General features: G+C 45.6%; 9 protein-coding genes. 2 read left to right on the forward strand and 7 right to left on the reverse strand.

The genetic code is table 11. The annotated features are described in order from the left end of the window. Window positions 1-23: 23 nt before the first annotated feature. The 7 genes from OP864_RS05800 to OP864_RS05830 all read right to left on the reverse strand — a co-directional run bounded on the left by OP864_RS05800 (window position 24) and on the right by OP864_RS05830 (window position 11,320). Window positions 24-1,412 carry a cytochrome c oxidase subunit II transmembrane domain-containing protein gene (locus OP864_RS05800; RefSeq protein WP_270100330.1) on the reverse strand — a complete coding sequence of 463 codons (1,389 nt, stop codon included), beginning with the start codon at window positions 1,410-1,412 and terminating at the stop codon, window positions 24-26. Between the two features lie 504 nt (window positions 1,413-1,916). Next, entirely contained in the window at window positions 1,917-3,491 is a 1,575-nt protein-coding gene (locus OP864_RS05805; protein WP_270100331.1) for a hypothetical protein, read from the reverse strand. A 67-nt stretch (window positions 3,492-3,558) separates the two neighbouring features. Next, window positions 3,559-4,317, reverse strand: coding sequence for a c-type cytochrome (locus tag OP864_RS05810; RefSeq protein ID WP_270100332.1), 759 nt, complete (start codon window positions 4,315-4,317; stop codon window positions 3,559-3,561). A 33-nt stretch (window positions 4,318-4,350) separates the two neighbouring features. Next, a complete protein-coding gene (locus tag OP864_RS05815) occupies window positions 4,351-4,884 on the reverse strand; it encodes a DUF3341 domain-containing protein (RefSeq protein WP_015691883.1) in 534 nt (177 codons plus the stop codon). Window positions 4,885-4,943: 59 nt separating this feature from the next. Further along, on the reverse strand, window positions 4,944-6,359 hold the full coding sequence (nrfD, locus tag OP864_RS05820) for an NrfD/PsrC family molybdoenzyme membrane anchor subunit (protein ID WP_015691884.1): 1,416 nt from the start codon (window positions 6,357-6,359) through the stop codon (window positions 4,944-4,946). 43 nt (window positions 6,360-6,402) lie between these two features. Then, a complete protein-coding gene (locus OP864_RS05825; protein ID WP_270100333.1) occupies window positions 6,403-9,771 on the reverse strand; it encodes a TAT-variant-translocated molybdopterin oxidoreductase in 3,369 nt (1,122 codons plus the stop codon). A 118-nt stretch (window positions 9,772-9,889) separates the two neighbouring features. Beyond that, entirely contained in the window at window positions 9,890-11,320 is a 1,431-nt protein-coding gene (locus OP864_RS05830; protein ID WP_270100334.1) for a c-type cytochrome, read from the reverse strand. Window positions 11,321-12,272: 952 nt separating this feature from the next. On the opposite strand from OP864_RS05830, the gene OP864_RS05835 reads away from it, so the two are divergent. Further along, a complete protein-coding gene (locus OP864_RS05835) occupies window positions 12,273-13,928 on the forward strand; it encodes a DUF4836 family protein (RefSeq protein ID WP_270100335.1) in 1,656 nt (551 codons plus the stop codon). Next, window positions 13,928-14,578, forward strand: coding sequence for a class I SAM-dependent methyltransferase (locus OP864_RS05840; RefSeq protein WP_270100336.1), 651 nt, complete (start codon window positions 13,928-13,930; stop codon window positions 14,576-14,578). The genes OP864_RS05835 and OP864_RS05840 overlap by 1 nt, the downstream gene beginning before the upstream one ends. The last annotated feature ends 216 nt before the right edge of the window (window positions 14,579-14,794 follow it).

Genomic DNA, 14,794 nt, shown 5'->3' on the forward strand with positions numbered 1-14,794 from the left:
ATAGTGAACAAGTGTTTTTAAAACTAAGAAGGCTGCTCTTCAGATACTGTGTCCGTAGTCACAGAATCAATAACAGGGGCCTCAATAGGCTCAGGTTGAGCCAAAACGCTCATCGTTGCGGCTTTAGCATCAGCAGCTGCTTTTTTAGCAGCATCTACATCCAAAGTAGTACGAGCAATTTTCAAAGCGGCCAATACTTTAGCCTCTGCTTCTTCCATTTTGCTCAAGCTAGCGCCAGCAGCGGCAGCCATTGCTTCTTGCAAGCTAGCCAATTCTGCTTTAACGATCTCTTTTTGCGCCAATAGTTGTTCAAACTCAAGCTGTCCTTTTGCTACATCCTTAAACGGATCTTTATCTGTACCACGAACATTGTTCAAGTAGTGAGAAGTTGACTCGATACCGTCAAACCATTCGGCATATTCCTCTTCAGTAACTACCTTAAGTACACGGCGCATAGAGTAGTGACCACGGCCACAAAGCTCTGCACAAGCCAATTCGTACTCAAAAGCTTCCCAACGTTTCTTATCGGGGTTCTGCTTATCAGGAATATTCCAGTTGTCATAGTTCTTATAACGATTACGCATAGAGTCAGATGTAACTACAGGCGTAAAGACAAAATAAGTAGGCATACCAGGTACAGCATCCATTTTTACACGGAACTGAGGAAGGTAGAAGTTGTGCAGTACGTCTCTAGAATTGATCCGCACACGCACCTTCTTACCTACAGGCAAAACGATTTCACTAGGATGGAAATCATCAATGTTTTTCTTATCCGTCCAGTCCTGACCCAATGGGTTAGTCCCGTCAATTTTTGTAAAATGCTTTGTTCCTAGCTTTTGGTCACGGCCAGGATAACGGAGCAACCAAGCAAACTGCATCCCAGTTGCCTCAATCTCCATATAATCCTCTCCAGCTACTTCCTCAGGAGTAACATCCGCCATGATTTCGTTCCAAGCCTGCAAACCACTCACCACCAAAAAGGTCATGATAATAGCAGGTACAAGCATCCAGATCATCTCCAAACGATCATCATGTGCCCAGTACTTGGCCCGACGGCCCTTCTGCCCTCTAAACTTCCATGCAAAGAAGAAAAGCGCAAACTGACAACCAAAAAATACAATAGACGTAAAGAACAAAGTCGTATTAAATACGCTATCTACCATAGGACCATGCAACGACGCCGCCGTATTCGGTCCCCAACCCAACAAATAAGGGATGTAATAAATAAACGATACAATACAAGTAAGGAGAAAGCCAATCATGAAGACCATTCCTAGCCCTGCATGAAAGTTGTTTCGTTCAAACTCCTCCGCCTTTTCACCTCTTACTACAGAGGCTAGTTCGCGCGCTCTACCGATCTGTACGATAAAGACAGCAGCGAGAACGATGATAATGAGTAGAAGCCAAGTCATGTTCTATAGGTTTTTCTGCAGCTAATAGCTGCCAATAATATTATTTACTTCGCAAATATAACAAAAGAGGCCAAAAGATTGATTAACGCCCCTCGCAAAGAACTAATCTTTAGAATCTTTTTAAATTGTTAAAAAGTCTAAAAATCAGGAACTTTTTTCTTGCCAATCTAAGACTATTTTGGGGCCTCCGCAGCAAGCTGCGGCGCTGCCTTTCGCAGCTCGCAAGTCTGCTCGGCCCTTCGGCGCTTGCAGCGCCTCGGTCTGCGGCTTCGCCGCCCTGCTCCAGTCGCTAGGCCTGCGGCGCTCCGCGCCTGCAAAACCGTTTAATTGGACCAAAGCGGCCCGGCCATCAGCCGCAAAGCGGCTTAACGGCCTAGCGCTGTGAAAGGGGGCGGCATAGCCGCCGACCTAGGGCGGCCTTGGCCGCCCGCAGGGCCGAGCAGACCTGCGAGCCCTGAAACATAGCGGCGGGCGCTAGCCCGCAGGCCCCAAATTATCAGTATCCTAGAGATCGTACCAAACGTGGTGATGCTTACTTTCGTCTACATAAGGATCGTTCTTAGGCATCAAAGAGGCACCAGACAATACTTGGAAAGTAACAAATAGGAACAAGCCCAAAAAGCCAATCATTGTTCCTAGCTCTAGAAGGCCAGGAAAGTGAATTCCCATTACAAATTGAGTGGGGTGCTCGGCATGAGCTTCTTCTGTATGCGCCTCTTCTCCATGAGCAGTAGCATGCGCGTCTTCTGTATCATGAGCATGCGCTTCGGCAGGAGCAGTAGTTTCGGCAGCAGTAGCAGAATCATTTTCTGTAGTTGCTGGAGCTTCTTCTGTATGTCCTTCCTCCCCATGAGCATCATCGCCATGCTGAGGGTTAGCCGTAAGTACAGCCTTAGGAGCTTGGTTGAGGTGAAGGAGATCACCATGAGCATCATGCCCTTCTTCGCCATGTCCATGATCGTCGCCATGACCGTGGCCAGCATGTTGAGCATGCTCCCAGTTGTGCCAAACACCAGGCTTAATCATTTGGAAATAATCTACCCAGTGGCCTAGCAAAACGATCACTGCAACAAGGGCCAAAGTACCTTTAGCGCGCTTAGAATTGTTCATCATAAGGATGAAGAAAGGCAGGATAAAGTTGAGTAGGATATTGAGGTAGAAAACAGCGGGAAACTGATCGAAACGAAGGTCGAAGTATTGTGTTTCTTCCCCGTTATTTGCATACCAAATGAGGAGGAACTGCGAGAACCAAAGGTAGGTCCAGAATACGCTAAATCCGAAGATATACTTACCGAGGTCATGCGTGTGCTCCTTAGTGAAGTACTGCATATGGCCGCGGCTCTGCAAGAAAAGGATGAGCAAAAAGATGATACAAATTGCGCTTACCCAAACACTTACGGTAGCATACCAAGCGAAGAGCGTACTATACCAGTGAACATCTACAGACATCACCCACTGCCAGATAGCATAAGCGCTAGAGAAACCAGCGATAGGCAAGAAAATAGCTGACCACATGTGAATTTTTTCATAGTTCACCTTGCGCAAAGAGCGATCGCCATCTTGTTCTAGAGACAATCTGCGGATCATCATAGCGAAAAGAGTCCATACCCCAAGCACCACCAAAGTGAGTACATAATTGAAGGGGTTAAGGAAAGCAGACTTATGCACGACCAAGTGATCTTCAGCTAGAGCGGTTTCATCGCTCCAGAGGTAAAGATAGTCAGTTCCTTCAGCGTCCATATAAACGCCTGCAGCAATAAGTGCAAAAAAGATGAGGCCAACAGGCATGAACATCATCATGGCCTCAGGCACTCGTTTAAAAATAGTTTGCCATCCGCCCCAGGCTACTACGTGAGTAGACAAAAAGAAAAGCGAAGCGAAAGCAATACCGGTAAAGAAGGCTGTATTATGGAGCAAGTTGGTCCAGAAGCGGACATGTCCATAGTCGCCATCCGTAAAGTAAGTAACCCCAAGGCTAATTGCTCCGATGAGAGTCATGATCGCGGTGATCATTTTTAGTTTCCCATCAAAGACAAACTGAGGGTTATCCTGAATTGCGTGGTTGTGATGCGCACCCATTAGTTATCAGTTTCTATAGGTTTAGTCAATAGTTTTGATTCAATCTGAAGTTAGTCATCACTAACCCTTATTTGTTTTCTTCTTCAGTGGCTGCTGCTTCGGCCTCAGTATCTTCGGCGTCGGGAGTAGCTACTTTATTTTGGCCATTAGCGGTAGGCAAGTCATATTTTTCGGCTTGCAAGCTACGGATATAGTGGATCACCATCCAGCGCTCATCATGGCTTAGTTTATCGGCATGAGAAAGCATCACCCCTTTACCGTGCATAATGGCGTGATAGTAGCGGCCATCGGTAGCATTTTTGAGGTCATCAGTCATGTAGTTGGCGGGGGCGTTGGGGTAGGGCCCATCGCCGCTATTCCATAGTTGGCCGTTTCCGTCGCCTTCTTCCCCATGGCAAGAAGCGCAGTATACTACATAAAGCTCCTCTCCTTTGGCCAAGATTTTCTTGAGGTCTTCCTCATTTTTGGCTTTGAGGGGATTTTCTGTAATTGCCTTCATGGCTTCATTGCGTCCTGCCTCTGTATTATCAAAAGCATAGACGGGAAAAGTAAACTCAGAAGCGCCGCCGGGCGTAGTAGCTGTTGCATTAAAGGGTACAGTACCAGCAACAGGTTTGCGAGGTTTGGCAAATTCGTGATACTCTTCTTCAGAAGAGTGCGTATTAAAGCGGTAGTACGTATTTACGTTTGCTTCATAGGCAATAGAGTGGCCCATATCGGGCATATACTCATAACCAGCAAACTCACCTCCAGACTTGCCACAGCTTCCGAGGAAGAAAGCTGAAAGGGCAATAGCTGCGAAGAAGTATAGATTAGGTAATTTCATGTCAATCACGTATAGAAGGGTGAGATGAAGTTATTAGATATTTTTGATCTTGGGTTGCTCGCAGGCACCAGTGCTAAGGAGTTTAGCTTCTAGGGCTTGGCGTTGTTCCTCAGACATATTGGTCACATCAAAGGCGATACAGAAATGGTCATCGGTAATACGAGGATCGAGGTAAGGATTAGTTACGCCAGGGCCTAGGCCACAAACCAAGTAAAAAGTGATTACCATTCCGACAGCAGCCATGAGTACAGTAAACTCAAAAGTGATCGGAATAAAAGAGGGCGCAGAGAAATAAGGCTTACCACCAAAAATGATGGGCCAATCTCTAGTGAGCGTCCAAGTCATAAATCCAAAGGCGGTCAAGGCACCAAAGAGGCCATAAACAAAACCTGCAATATGCAAGCGCGATTCTTTAAGGCCCAAAACGGGGTCTAGACCGTGTACGGGAAAGGGAGTAAAAACATCCCAGATCTCGTTCCCCTCTTCACGGATATCTCTAACAGCGTCCATCAGCACTTCTTCATCTGTGTATAGACCGTAGAGGATAGTTTTATTCAACTGTTTCATCAGCTTTATTTTGGTCTGCCCCCTTTTTGGGGGCAGTAGGTCATTCAAAGGTTAAAGGATTAGGCTTCGCTGCTTAGTTCTTCAGCAGTTTCATGTTGGTGCATGTTTTCACCACAATACTGATCACCAGAGCTCTTCAAGATAGATTTCACCTCGGCGATAGCTACAACAGGAGCGACACGCATGAAAATGAGGTAAAGTACACCAAAGAGGCCAAAAGTGAAGAGGTATACCCCAACCTCTACCCAAGAAGGAGAGTAGTAGCTCCAGCTAGAAGGCAAGAAGTCACGGTGTAGGGTTGTTGCAATAATAACGAAACGCTCGAACCACATCCCGATATTTACTACAATAGAAAGGATGAAAGTAACCAAAACACTTCGGCGCATGCGCTTCACCCAGAAAAACTGAGGTGTGATTACGTTACAAGTCATCATAGCGAAGTAAGACCACCAGTAAGGACCTAATGCACGGTTATAGAAAGCAAACTGCTCATAAATATAACCAGAGTACCAAGCGATGAACAGCTCAGTCAAGTAAGCTACACCTACAATTGAACCCGTCAAAACAATTACCTTATTCATTGACTCAATGTGCTGAAGCGTAATATAGTCTTTCAGCTGAGGCAAAGCAATTGACGTTAGGATCATTAGGGTTTGTACCATCGCAAAACCAGAGAAGATCGCACCCGCTACAAAGTAGGGAGGGAAAATCGTGGTATGCCATCCAGGTACAACAGAGGTAGCAAAGTCAAAAGATACAATGGTGTGTACAGAAAGTACAAGAGGAGTAGCTAGTCCAGAAAGAACCAAAGCCATAGCCTCCCAACGTTGCCAGTGCTTGGCAGAACCAGTCCAACCAAAAGAGGCAAAGTTATAGATACGCTTACGGAAGCCCTTGGCACGGTCGCGAATAGTAGCGAAGTCAGGAATCAATCCCATGTACCAGAACAAAAGCGATACAGTAAAGTAAGTAGAGATAGCGAATACATCCCAAAGGAGTGGCGAGTTGAAGTTTACCCACAAAGGACCACGTGTGTTAGGATAAGGGAAAACGAAGAAGGCCAACCAAATACGTCCCATGTGAATACCCGGGAAGAGCGCCGCACAAATTACGGCAAAAATGGTCATCGCCTCTGCAGCACGGTTTACCCCCGTACGCCATTTTTGGCGGAAAAGTAACAAGATGGCCGAGATAAGTGTACCGGCGTGACCGATACCTACCCACCATACAAAGTTGGTAATATCCCAACCCCAACCTACAGTACGGTTAAGGTACCAGCTACCAATCCCAAACCAGATGGTAACAAACAAGGCCAAACCACCAAAGGCGAGTAGCCCCAAAGCGCCCAACAAGAGCATTACCCATTTACCATTGGGCAACTCCTCCGTTGGGGAACAGATATCCTCAGTAATCTGATGATATGTCTTATTGCCCATTACTAATGGTGGGCGAATATCTGATACAACTGAGCTCATAAGAGTTTGATTTTATGATAATAGACGATTCTTTATTCTAAAATTAAGCGAAGTTCACATCTGTATTCTGCACCTTCATCAAGTAGGTGACAGCAGAACGAACGTTTACTTCTTCCAAGGCGAGGTAACCACGAGCAGATTCCATCCAAGCAACTACTTGGCTTTCTTTGTCGTTGCGGTCTCCAAAAGCAATAGCGCCAGTAGGACAAGCAGCCTGACAAGCTACTTTTACATCGCCATCCATAAGGCGGCGGCCTTCTACTTTTGCAGTCAATTTAGCCTCTTGCAAACGTTGTACACAGAAGCTACACTTCTCAATAACACCTCTTGAGCGAACAGTCACATCAGGGTTGAGGACCATACGAGTAAGGTTATCCGTCATGTAAGTATAGTACTCATCGTTCTCCATTCCGCGGTTCATGTCTACTTCGTTCAAAGCAAATGTATCGGCAGAAGTGTAGTCCAACCAGTTGAAACGACGTACTTTATAAGGACAGTTGTTGGCACAGTAACGAGTACCAATACAACGGTTGTAAGTCATCTGGTTCAAACCTTCAGAACTGTGGTTGGTTGCAGCTACAGGACAAACGTTCTCACAAGGAGCATTGTCACAGTGCTGACACATCATAGGCATATAAGCCGTATTGGGTGTCTCTTCATCGCCGTAGTAGTAGCGGTCAATACGCAACCAAGTCATTTCGTGTGCCTTAGACACCTCAAACTTACCAACAACAGGAACGTTGTTTTCTGCCATACAAGCTACGGTACAAGCACCACAACCTGTACAGGCGTTCAAGTCGATAGACATAGCCCACCAGTGACCAGTACCATATACCTCGTTTCTATCGGGATAAAGGCCTTTTTCATTTAAGTGCTGGTAGCTCTTACGCTTAGCGTGTAGCTCTTTTAGGCCAGACTTAAGATCTTTAGCTGAAGATTGGAAGAATACAGAGCGGTTGGTTAGTGAACCTTGGAAACCACGGTGGCCCAATACCTGCTCATCCACATTAAAGGGCTTGCCAGTAGACTCATCAACGATAGTTTTTCCAGATTCATCCTTAGAGGTCAAACCGTAAGTATGGTGCATTTGCACACAAGCAAACTGCGAGTCGCGGCCCACCTTAGTAGGAGCACTTACGCTAGCAGAGCTATAAGTAAAGTTTTTACACTCAGGGAAGAGGTTCTTACCGACTAGGCTACCCGCTTTTCCAGCTTTTGTGCGACCATAACCCAATGCAATAGCAATGGTTTGGGGATGCAAACCAAACTGACGGATAACAGGCAACTGATAAGTGTTTTCGCCAATTTTAATCTCAGCGATATCCCCATCTTTCATGTTATCGTAAGGCGTTGTATAATCGTTATCGCCATTCCATTTTACAGGAATTGCAATAAAGTTATCCCAAGTGGTACGCATTACGGGATCAGGCATTTCTTGCAACCAAGGGTTGTTGGCATACTGACCAGAACCAAGGGCTACTGTTTCGTAGAAAATGGCCTCTAGGGCATCGCTGCTCTTCTCAGACAAGCTAGACAAAGCAGATTGAGCGATGCTCAAAGCGCCACTGCTTGCTACAGGAGCAACTTCTTCTTCTACAGTTTCTTCTTTTTCGCTAGGAGTAGGCACTGCAGTTACTGTAGTTTCTTCTCCTTCTTTGGCTTCTTCTACAGGAGCAGCAGCTACAGTCGCCTTAATGCCAGGAGCGGCATCGGGGTTAGAGAGCTTCAACATACCGTCATGCAGTACATTGGTCCAGAAAGAAGCTTTAGTCATAAAGCGGTTCTGAGCAGCAAACAACTCGCTGGTCCAGAATGCTTTGATATATTCAAAGTAAGGCTGTTCGCCTTTCATGGCTTTACCGGCCCAAGTCAATAGTGTCTGACCTGCTGCACGTGTTTTGAACAAGGGGTTAATGGTGGGTTGTACGATGTAGTACTCGCCTTGTTTGGGGTTAACATCGCCCCAAGCCTCTAGATAATGATGATCAGGAGCAACATACTGACAAAGAGCAGCAGTTTCATCTAAAGCAGCATTAAAGGCTACTGTAAATTTCTTAGCTTCTGTCAATTTTTTCAAAGCAGTAGCAAACTGAGCAGCCAAAGCAGGCAAATCATAAGCAGGGTTAGCGCCCATTACGATCACTGCATCATAGTTACCCAAGTTGTTCACCAAATTTTTGATGCTAGTATCATTTCCTTTGCGTTGCTTAGAGTAGCCGCTCCAGATGATCGTTTTGCCATAGGCACCCAACATCTCATTGATTCCGTTAACTACTTTTTGGATGTTCACATCATTGATTCCGCAAACTACCAAAGCGCCAGTTTTAGCGGCAGCAACCAATTTCTTGGCTGTGCTCTTAATGGCTTTATTGGCCTTGGCCCAGCTAAACTTAGCAGAAGCCGCTCCGCCAGAGTTGCCTGTTAGTGCAGCTACTTCATTATAAAGTGCCTTAACGGCCATAGCTTGCTCAGAAGGCTTAATCAGTACACGGTGATCAGCATTAGATCCAGTCATAGACATATGTCCCTCAAACTGAATATGTACGCTCATTTCCTTTTCTACCTTATCAGCAACAGCGCCATCGCTGTCTACAAAGGTTTTCATAGAAAAGTTTTGCTTACGGCTCTTCGCATAATCTACATTGAACTCTACAGGAGAGATCCAAGTCCCTAGGAAGTCACAATCAATACCAACAATACATTTGGCCTGATCGAAACGGTAGTTAGGAATAGCAGATTTGCCATACATCTCCTTATTGGCTTCTAGCAAAGCAGAAGAAGAAAAAGGATCGTATTGGATATGCTCAGCACCAGCATAAGTTGCTTTGAAGTCAGCAATAGCGCGCTCCAAAGAAGGGCTGAGTACAGTATGAGAAACGATAGCTACTTTAGAAGCAGCAGACAAAGCTTTCTTGGCCTCTTTATCCAAGGCAGTCCAGCTCATTTCTTCGTACTTATCGCCAGCTACCTTTCCGGCAGACTTGATGCGATTGGTATCATATAGGTCCAAAACGGAAGCCTGCGAACGCGCAGAAGTTCCGCCTTGAGTAAAGGCATTAGGATGCCCTTCAATTTTAATTGGACGACCCTCTCTAGTTTTTACTAGAACGGGTACACAGTCTCCACCATTAACAAAGGTAGAGGCATAATAGGTAGCCACACCAGGAACAATTTCCTCGGGCTTTACCAAATAAGGAATGGCCCGTTTTACGGGGATTTCACAGCTAGCTAAAGTAGCTGCTCCCAATCCAAAACCTACGTATTTCAAAAAATCACGACGGCTAGGGCCCTCGCCCTCCGTCTGCTCTTCCGATGCAGGAAACTCATTTTGCTGTGCTTTGATAAACTCAGCATCTTGGGTCAAATCTTCTACACTAACCCAAACCTTGTTAGTATTCTCCTGTTTGCTCATATCGCTTGAAGATAAAATATGTTGTACGGGATTGCTCCCAGAATTTTGCTAATTAGTATTTACTCAAACAACAGCAGAAAGTTGAGCCCTCTGGCCCAACCTCCTGTTGTATCTTATGCTAGTAGTGACACTTCTGACACTCAAGACCACCGATTTCTTCTACGGTTACACCGCCTTCTTGAATCTCTTTGTGGTACTCTTCGTACTGCTTGTAGTAATCGGCCTGATAGTAGGCATTTTCGTCAAACTTCACCTTGGTCTGACGGTGACAGTTTACACACCATCCCATAGAAAGAGGAGCATGCTGTTTTACTACAGCCATTTCCTCTACCGCACCATGGCAATCCTGACACTCTACTTTACCCGCAGTTACGTGCTGAGAGTGATTGAAGTAAACATGATCGGGAAGGTTGTGAATACGAATCCAGCTTACCGGCTTAGTATTTACCAATTTGCTATCTTCTGAAGTCTCAATGAACTGAGGTACAGCAGCCAATTGCGCTTTGATGTCGCCTTCTGCCATGCCCTCATTAGAAGCTTTTAGCCATTTTTCATATACGGCCAAACGGCTTTCTAAACTTACTGTATCGCTAAAGTAAGCGCCATACTGAGGAGTTTCGATAGAAATGGGGTTGAATCCAGTAGAAGCATAAATCTTCAAGATTTCTGCTGTTCCATGCTCTGGTCCTTTTTTCACTGCAGTGTGGCAGTTCATACAAGTGTTCATAGCAGGAATTACCGCATGCTTAGAGCGGCGAGCGCCATCGTGGCAGTACTGACAATCGATGCCATTTTTACCTGCATGCAAAGCATGAGAAAACTTAATAGGCTGCTCGGGCGCATAGTTTTGCTGACGGCCCAAGTTGATCGCATTGTTTACCGTAGTATAGCCACCAAAAATCACCAAAGCAAAAATCAACAAACGAACAATTGTAGGATTGAGAACGATTTGCAAGAATGATTTGCTGGCCACAGGCTCTCCACCAGTTTTCTGGGCAGCCAAACGATTTAGGTTGTTGATGTAACGAGCCAAGAAGACTGTACTCAAAGCCAAAACAACGGCCAAGATAATCAAGATGATCCCTGTACTAGAGTCTTCCTCTTTGGCAGGTCCTTCATTGCCTCCTTCGGCAACAGCCGTTACACAGGGAGGAGAATCACAACCAAACTCATATTTGTTTTGGATGTAAACCAACATGTCTTGGATGTCGGCATCTGTCAAAGCAGGGAAAGGTGTCATCACTGACCCCCACTTTTTGTACAAATCAGCGGCATAGGCTTGAGAGGCTGCTGAATTATCGGCAATTAAGCCCTGAGAGTTCCGAATCCAAGCATAAAGCTCTTCTTGCGGAAATTCGGCCCAACGGGCCTCCACATCGCCTAGGGCAGGACCAGTCGCATTGTCCTTCATGTTGGCGTTGTGACAAGAGGCACAGTTCGCCAAGAATAATTCCTTACCATGCTTGGCATCTTGCGCCTGCGCCCCTAACGAAAGGGCCAAAAACAGGAACGCAAGGGAAAAGTAGCGTACTAAGTTTTGATATATCATTTCTGTCAATTTTTTGTCAAAAAACCGCATTGTCGCTTTGTGCGCAAATTTACAATGTTGCTTAACATTTCCAAAATGTTTATAAAGAGTCCAAGTTATTTAGATTTGGTCTAAACTAGCCAAAGCATTAAGCTTTCTCTAACTGCCTAAACAGCTACTTTTTATGGGGCCTTCTGTCAGTTTTGCCCTATTTTCTTTAACAGACTTGCGGTTTTATTTTTTTAGAAAAGCAGCTAATTCAGCGCTCTTAAGGCTAAGTTTTGCCTCTTTTTCTATTTTTAGCTCCAGTTCTTGGCCCTAAAAAAAGCCAGAAGCCAGATGCTAAAGCTATTTTTCTGCCCCTATACTATATATATAGCAGGGCTAAAAGAAAAGTCTTAAATTAATGCTGAGGGCTAGCTCCCTAAGCGGAACTAATTTTAGGGCTGCAATTTCTTAAAAAAAGCTTAAGACTGCAAGAAAACAAGAGCGCTTTATGAACAATTAGAATTAGTCTAATGAACTCATTTGAAAAGAGCAGGCGGGTTCTTGTCAAATATGGCTAGTTTTGCGCTCTTCTTCCGTATTTTTGCCCAGCGCTGGCCTGGCCTAGCGATGTGCAGGGGGGGCCGAAGGCCAGACCGAGCTTTTGAGCAAAGCGAAAAAGCGAAGGGCCGAGCAGACCTGCGAGCCCCGAAACGTAGCGCCGCAAGGCGAAGCCGCAGCGGAGGCCCCAAAACAGCAGCGAGCCCCGAAACGACAACAAGCCCTTTAGGGCGCAGTTCGACGACCGAAGGGAGTAACCGCCGCAAGGCGAAGCCGCAGCGGAGGCCCCAAAACCAACAAAAAATTATTCTTCATTATTATTTTAATAGCAACCCATGAAAAAAACTATCCTTTTCTCTTTGTCTGCTTGGCTCAGTTGAGTTGGGCACAGAGCAGTGAGCTCCTGCAATATGTTAGTCAGGACGCTATGTATACCTTTGTTTTGCGCCCCCAAAACCTAAGCAATAAGGCCAATTGGAGCGAGGTGCAGGAATATCCCGCTATCAAGGAGTTTTCTAGAGGCTTTGGCTCCGCTATGGGCGCCAATGAACCCGATTTCTTTAAAGACCTTTTTCAAAACCCCCAAAAGCTAGGCATCAACCTAGAGCAGAACAGCTACTTCCTCTTTAATAGTGATATCAATATGGACTATGGGACGGAGGTTAAGGCGCAACTAATTGCCCCCCTAGCCGATGCCCAAAAGTTTGAGGCCGTCTGTAAGGCCCTTTTTAAGGAGGAAGAACTGAAAAACAAAAGCCAAAAAGATGGCTACAACTGGCTGCAAGTGCAGGGGTTTAGCTTGGCCTGGAACGCTAAGGTCTTGTTTATTTTTGCCTCTACTCCCGAAAATTTCTTTGCTCCCGAAAGCCAAGAGATGAACTACATGAAGCAGTTTGATATGTTTCAGCAGACAATCAATATGGATAGCCAAGAGAGCCTAAATAACCTCAAGGTATATAATGACTGGGAGGCAACGGTCCGCGATATGGGCGCTTGGCTCAATTATGAACGCTTTATGCGGCTGTATGCCCAAAGCGCCGAAGGCCTCAACCGAGAACTGGGTCGAGAAGCCGCTATGTTTATGCGAGAAATTATGCCTCTTATGCTCAGTATGTATGGCGACCTTTATGCAGGAATGGACCTCTCTCTAGAAAAAGGGAAAATTGTAGCCGAATCTAAGTTTTATGGCAATCAGGATTATATTAACCTCTATAGCGATATTGCCAATAGTAAGGCCAATACGAAGGTGCTCAATTACCTCGATGGCCAAAATACCGTTTTCTATACCTATACGCATTTTAGCCCCGAAGGTACTTATGAGGGCCTCAAGAAACTGGCCCAGAAAAAAGCTGGCCCCCAAAGCGATATCGTCGAGCGCCTGTTCAAGTTTATGGAAATCTTTATTGATGAAAAAGCCAGCTTCAATTTCCTAAAAGGCGACCTTTTTATTGCCTTTAATGGCCTGTCTATGCAGAAGTATGTCGATAAGGATTATGTCTATAACGAAGAAAGTGACAATTATGAAATGGTAGAGCGGGAAGTAGAAGAACCTCTCCCCAATTTTGTAGTGGGCGCTTCTTATGGCAACAAAAAAGATATTCTCAACCTAATCGAGATTGTAGAGATTTTAGGCTTTGCCACAAAAATCAAAAGCAATAAGTACGAAATTAGCCTGCCCCAAAGCCCTAAGTTCTATTTGGTCCTAGATGGCAATCTGCTCCTCTTTGGTAGCGATAAAGATCGCCTCATCAATGGCAAGAAGTATAAGAAAATGGACAGCAAGCACAAGGCTTACCTCAAAAATGATAATCAAACCATTTTCTTCTCTCCCGAAAATGCTATCGCTCTAGTCGATCGCGTCAATAGCCTCAAACCCAATACGTTTTCTGAACGCGAACTCAAGGAAATGAAACGCTTTGCCAAAGGCCTCAAAGATATGAGCGTACATACCTATAAGCCAAAAAATGCCCCTTATATTCTCCAAGAAATGACCTGGGAACTCGAAAACAAAGAGGAAAATGCCCTAAATACCTTCTTCCGCTTTGTTAATGAGCTCTATCTTTCTACTCAAAAAGGCATGTAATGAGTATTCGCTGGAAAATTGCACAGGCCGCCGAAATCCGCTGGTGGCAACGGTATTTGGCCAAAAAACAACCTACAGATTACCTAAATTGGAAACGGAACTATTGGAGCAATTTTCTCCAAGATCTCCAAACCGATTTTCCGCTGCATCTGCATGGCCCTATCCTAGACGCTGGGGCGGGCCCCGCAGGTATTTTTTGCCTGCTGCAAGAGGATGCTGCCATCACGGCTGTCGATCCACTTTTTAATCAGTATGCAAGCAAACTCCCCCATTTCCAAACAAATGATTATCCCAATACGGAATTCATTAACCAAGCTTTGGAGGAGTTTGTACGGCCCAAGCAATTTTCTAGCATCTTTTGCCTCAATGCCATTAACCATGTGCAAAATTGGGAGCGCTGCCTGCAAAATCTAATCGATTCTCTGGCCCCCGGCGGCCAATTGATTTTGTCTACGGATGTGCATCGCCACCCCTGGCTCTACCCTATTTTTAAGGCCCTGCCCGGCGATATTCTTCACCCACAACAACATCAATTGCAGCATTATTTGCAGGCCCTTCAGGCCTTTTCGCCCAGCCGTTTAGAACATAAACGCCTAAAACGAGAAGCCATTTTTGATTATGTGGTGTTCTTTTTTCAAAAAGATAACTAAATGATAAAAGCCTCAGCTAGTTTTTAGCTGGGGCTTCTTTTTTGGGGCCTCCCGCCTGCGGCGGGCGCTACGTTCCGCAGCTCGCTATTCGCTCGGCCCTGCGGCGGCTTTGCCGCCTTGGTCTGGCGCTGCGCGCCACTGCTGCACATCGCTAGGCCGCTCATCCTGCGGCCCTGCTTTTGGCGCTCGGCTTCGGCCCAGCCTTGCACATCGGTT

Source organism: Saprospira grandis, from assembly GCF_027594745.1.
In the GTDB taxonomy this organism is placed as follows: Bacteria; Bacteroidota; Bacteroidia; order Chitinophagales; family Saprospiraceae; genus Saprospira; species Saprospira grandis.

Excerpts from the sequence above, each read along its gene's own strand:
- OP864_RS05800 (WP_270100330.1), bottom strand. The coding sequence starts at position 1,412 with ATGACTTGGCTTCTACTCATTATCATCGTTCTCGCTGCTGTCTTTATC.
- OP864_RS05805 (WP_270100331.1), bottom strand. The coding sequence starts at position 3,491 with ATGGGTGCGCATCACAACCACGCAATTCAGGATAACCCTCAGTTTGTC.
- OP864_RS05810 (WP_270100332.1), bottom strand. The coding sequence starts at position 4,317 with ATGAAATTACCTAATCTATACTTCTTCGCAGCTATTGCCCTTTCAGCT.
- OP864_RS05815 (WP_015691883.1), bottom strand. The coding sequence starts at position 4,884 with ATGAAACAGTTGAATAAAACTATCCTCTACGGTCTATACACAGATGAA.
- nrfD (WP_015691884.1), bottom strand. The coding sequence starts at position 6,359 with ATGAGCTCAGTTGTATCAGATATTCGCCCACCATTAGTAATGGGCAAT.
- OP864_RS05825 (WP_270100333.1), bottom strand. The coding sequence starts at position 9,771 with ATGAGCAAACAGGAGAATACTAACAAGGTTTGGGTTAGTGTAGAAGAT.
- OP864_RS05830 (WP_270100334.1), bottom strand. The coding sequence starts at position 11,320 with ATGATATATCAAAACTTAGTACGCTACTTTTCCCTTGCGTTCCTGTTT.
- OP864_RS05835 (WP_270100335.1), top strand. The coding sequence starts at position 12,273 with ATGTATACCTTTGTTTTGCGCCCCCAAAACCTAAGCAATAAGGCCAAT.
- OP864_RS05840 (WP_270100336.1), top strand. The coding sequence starts at position 13,928 with ATGAGTATTCGCTGGAAAATTGCACAGGCCGCCGAAATCCGCTGGTGG.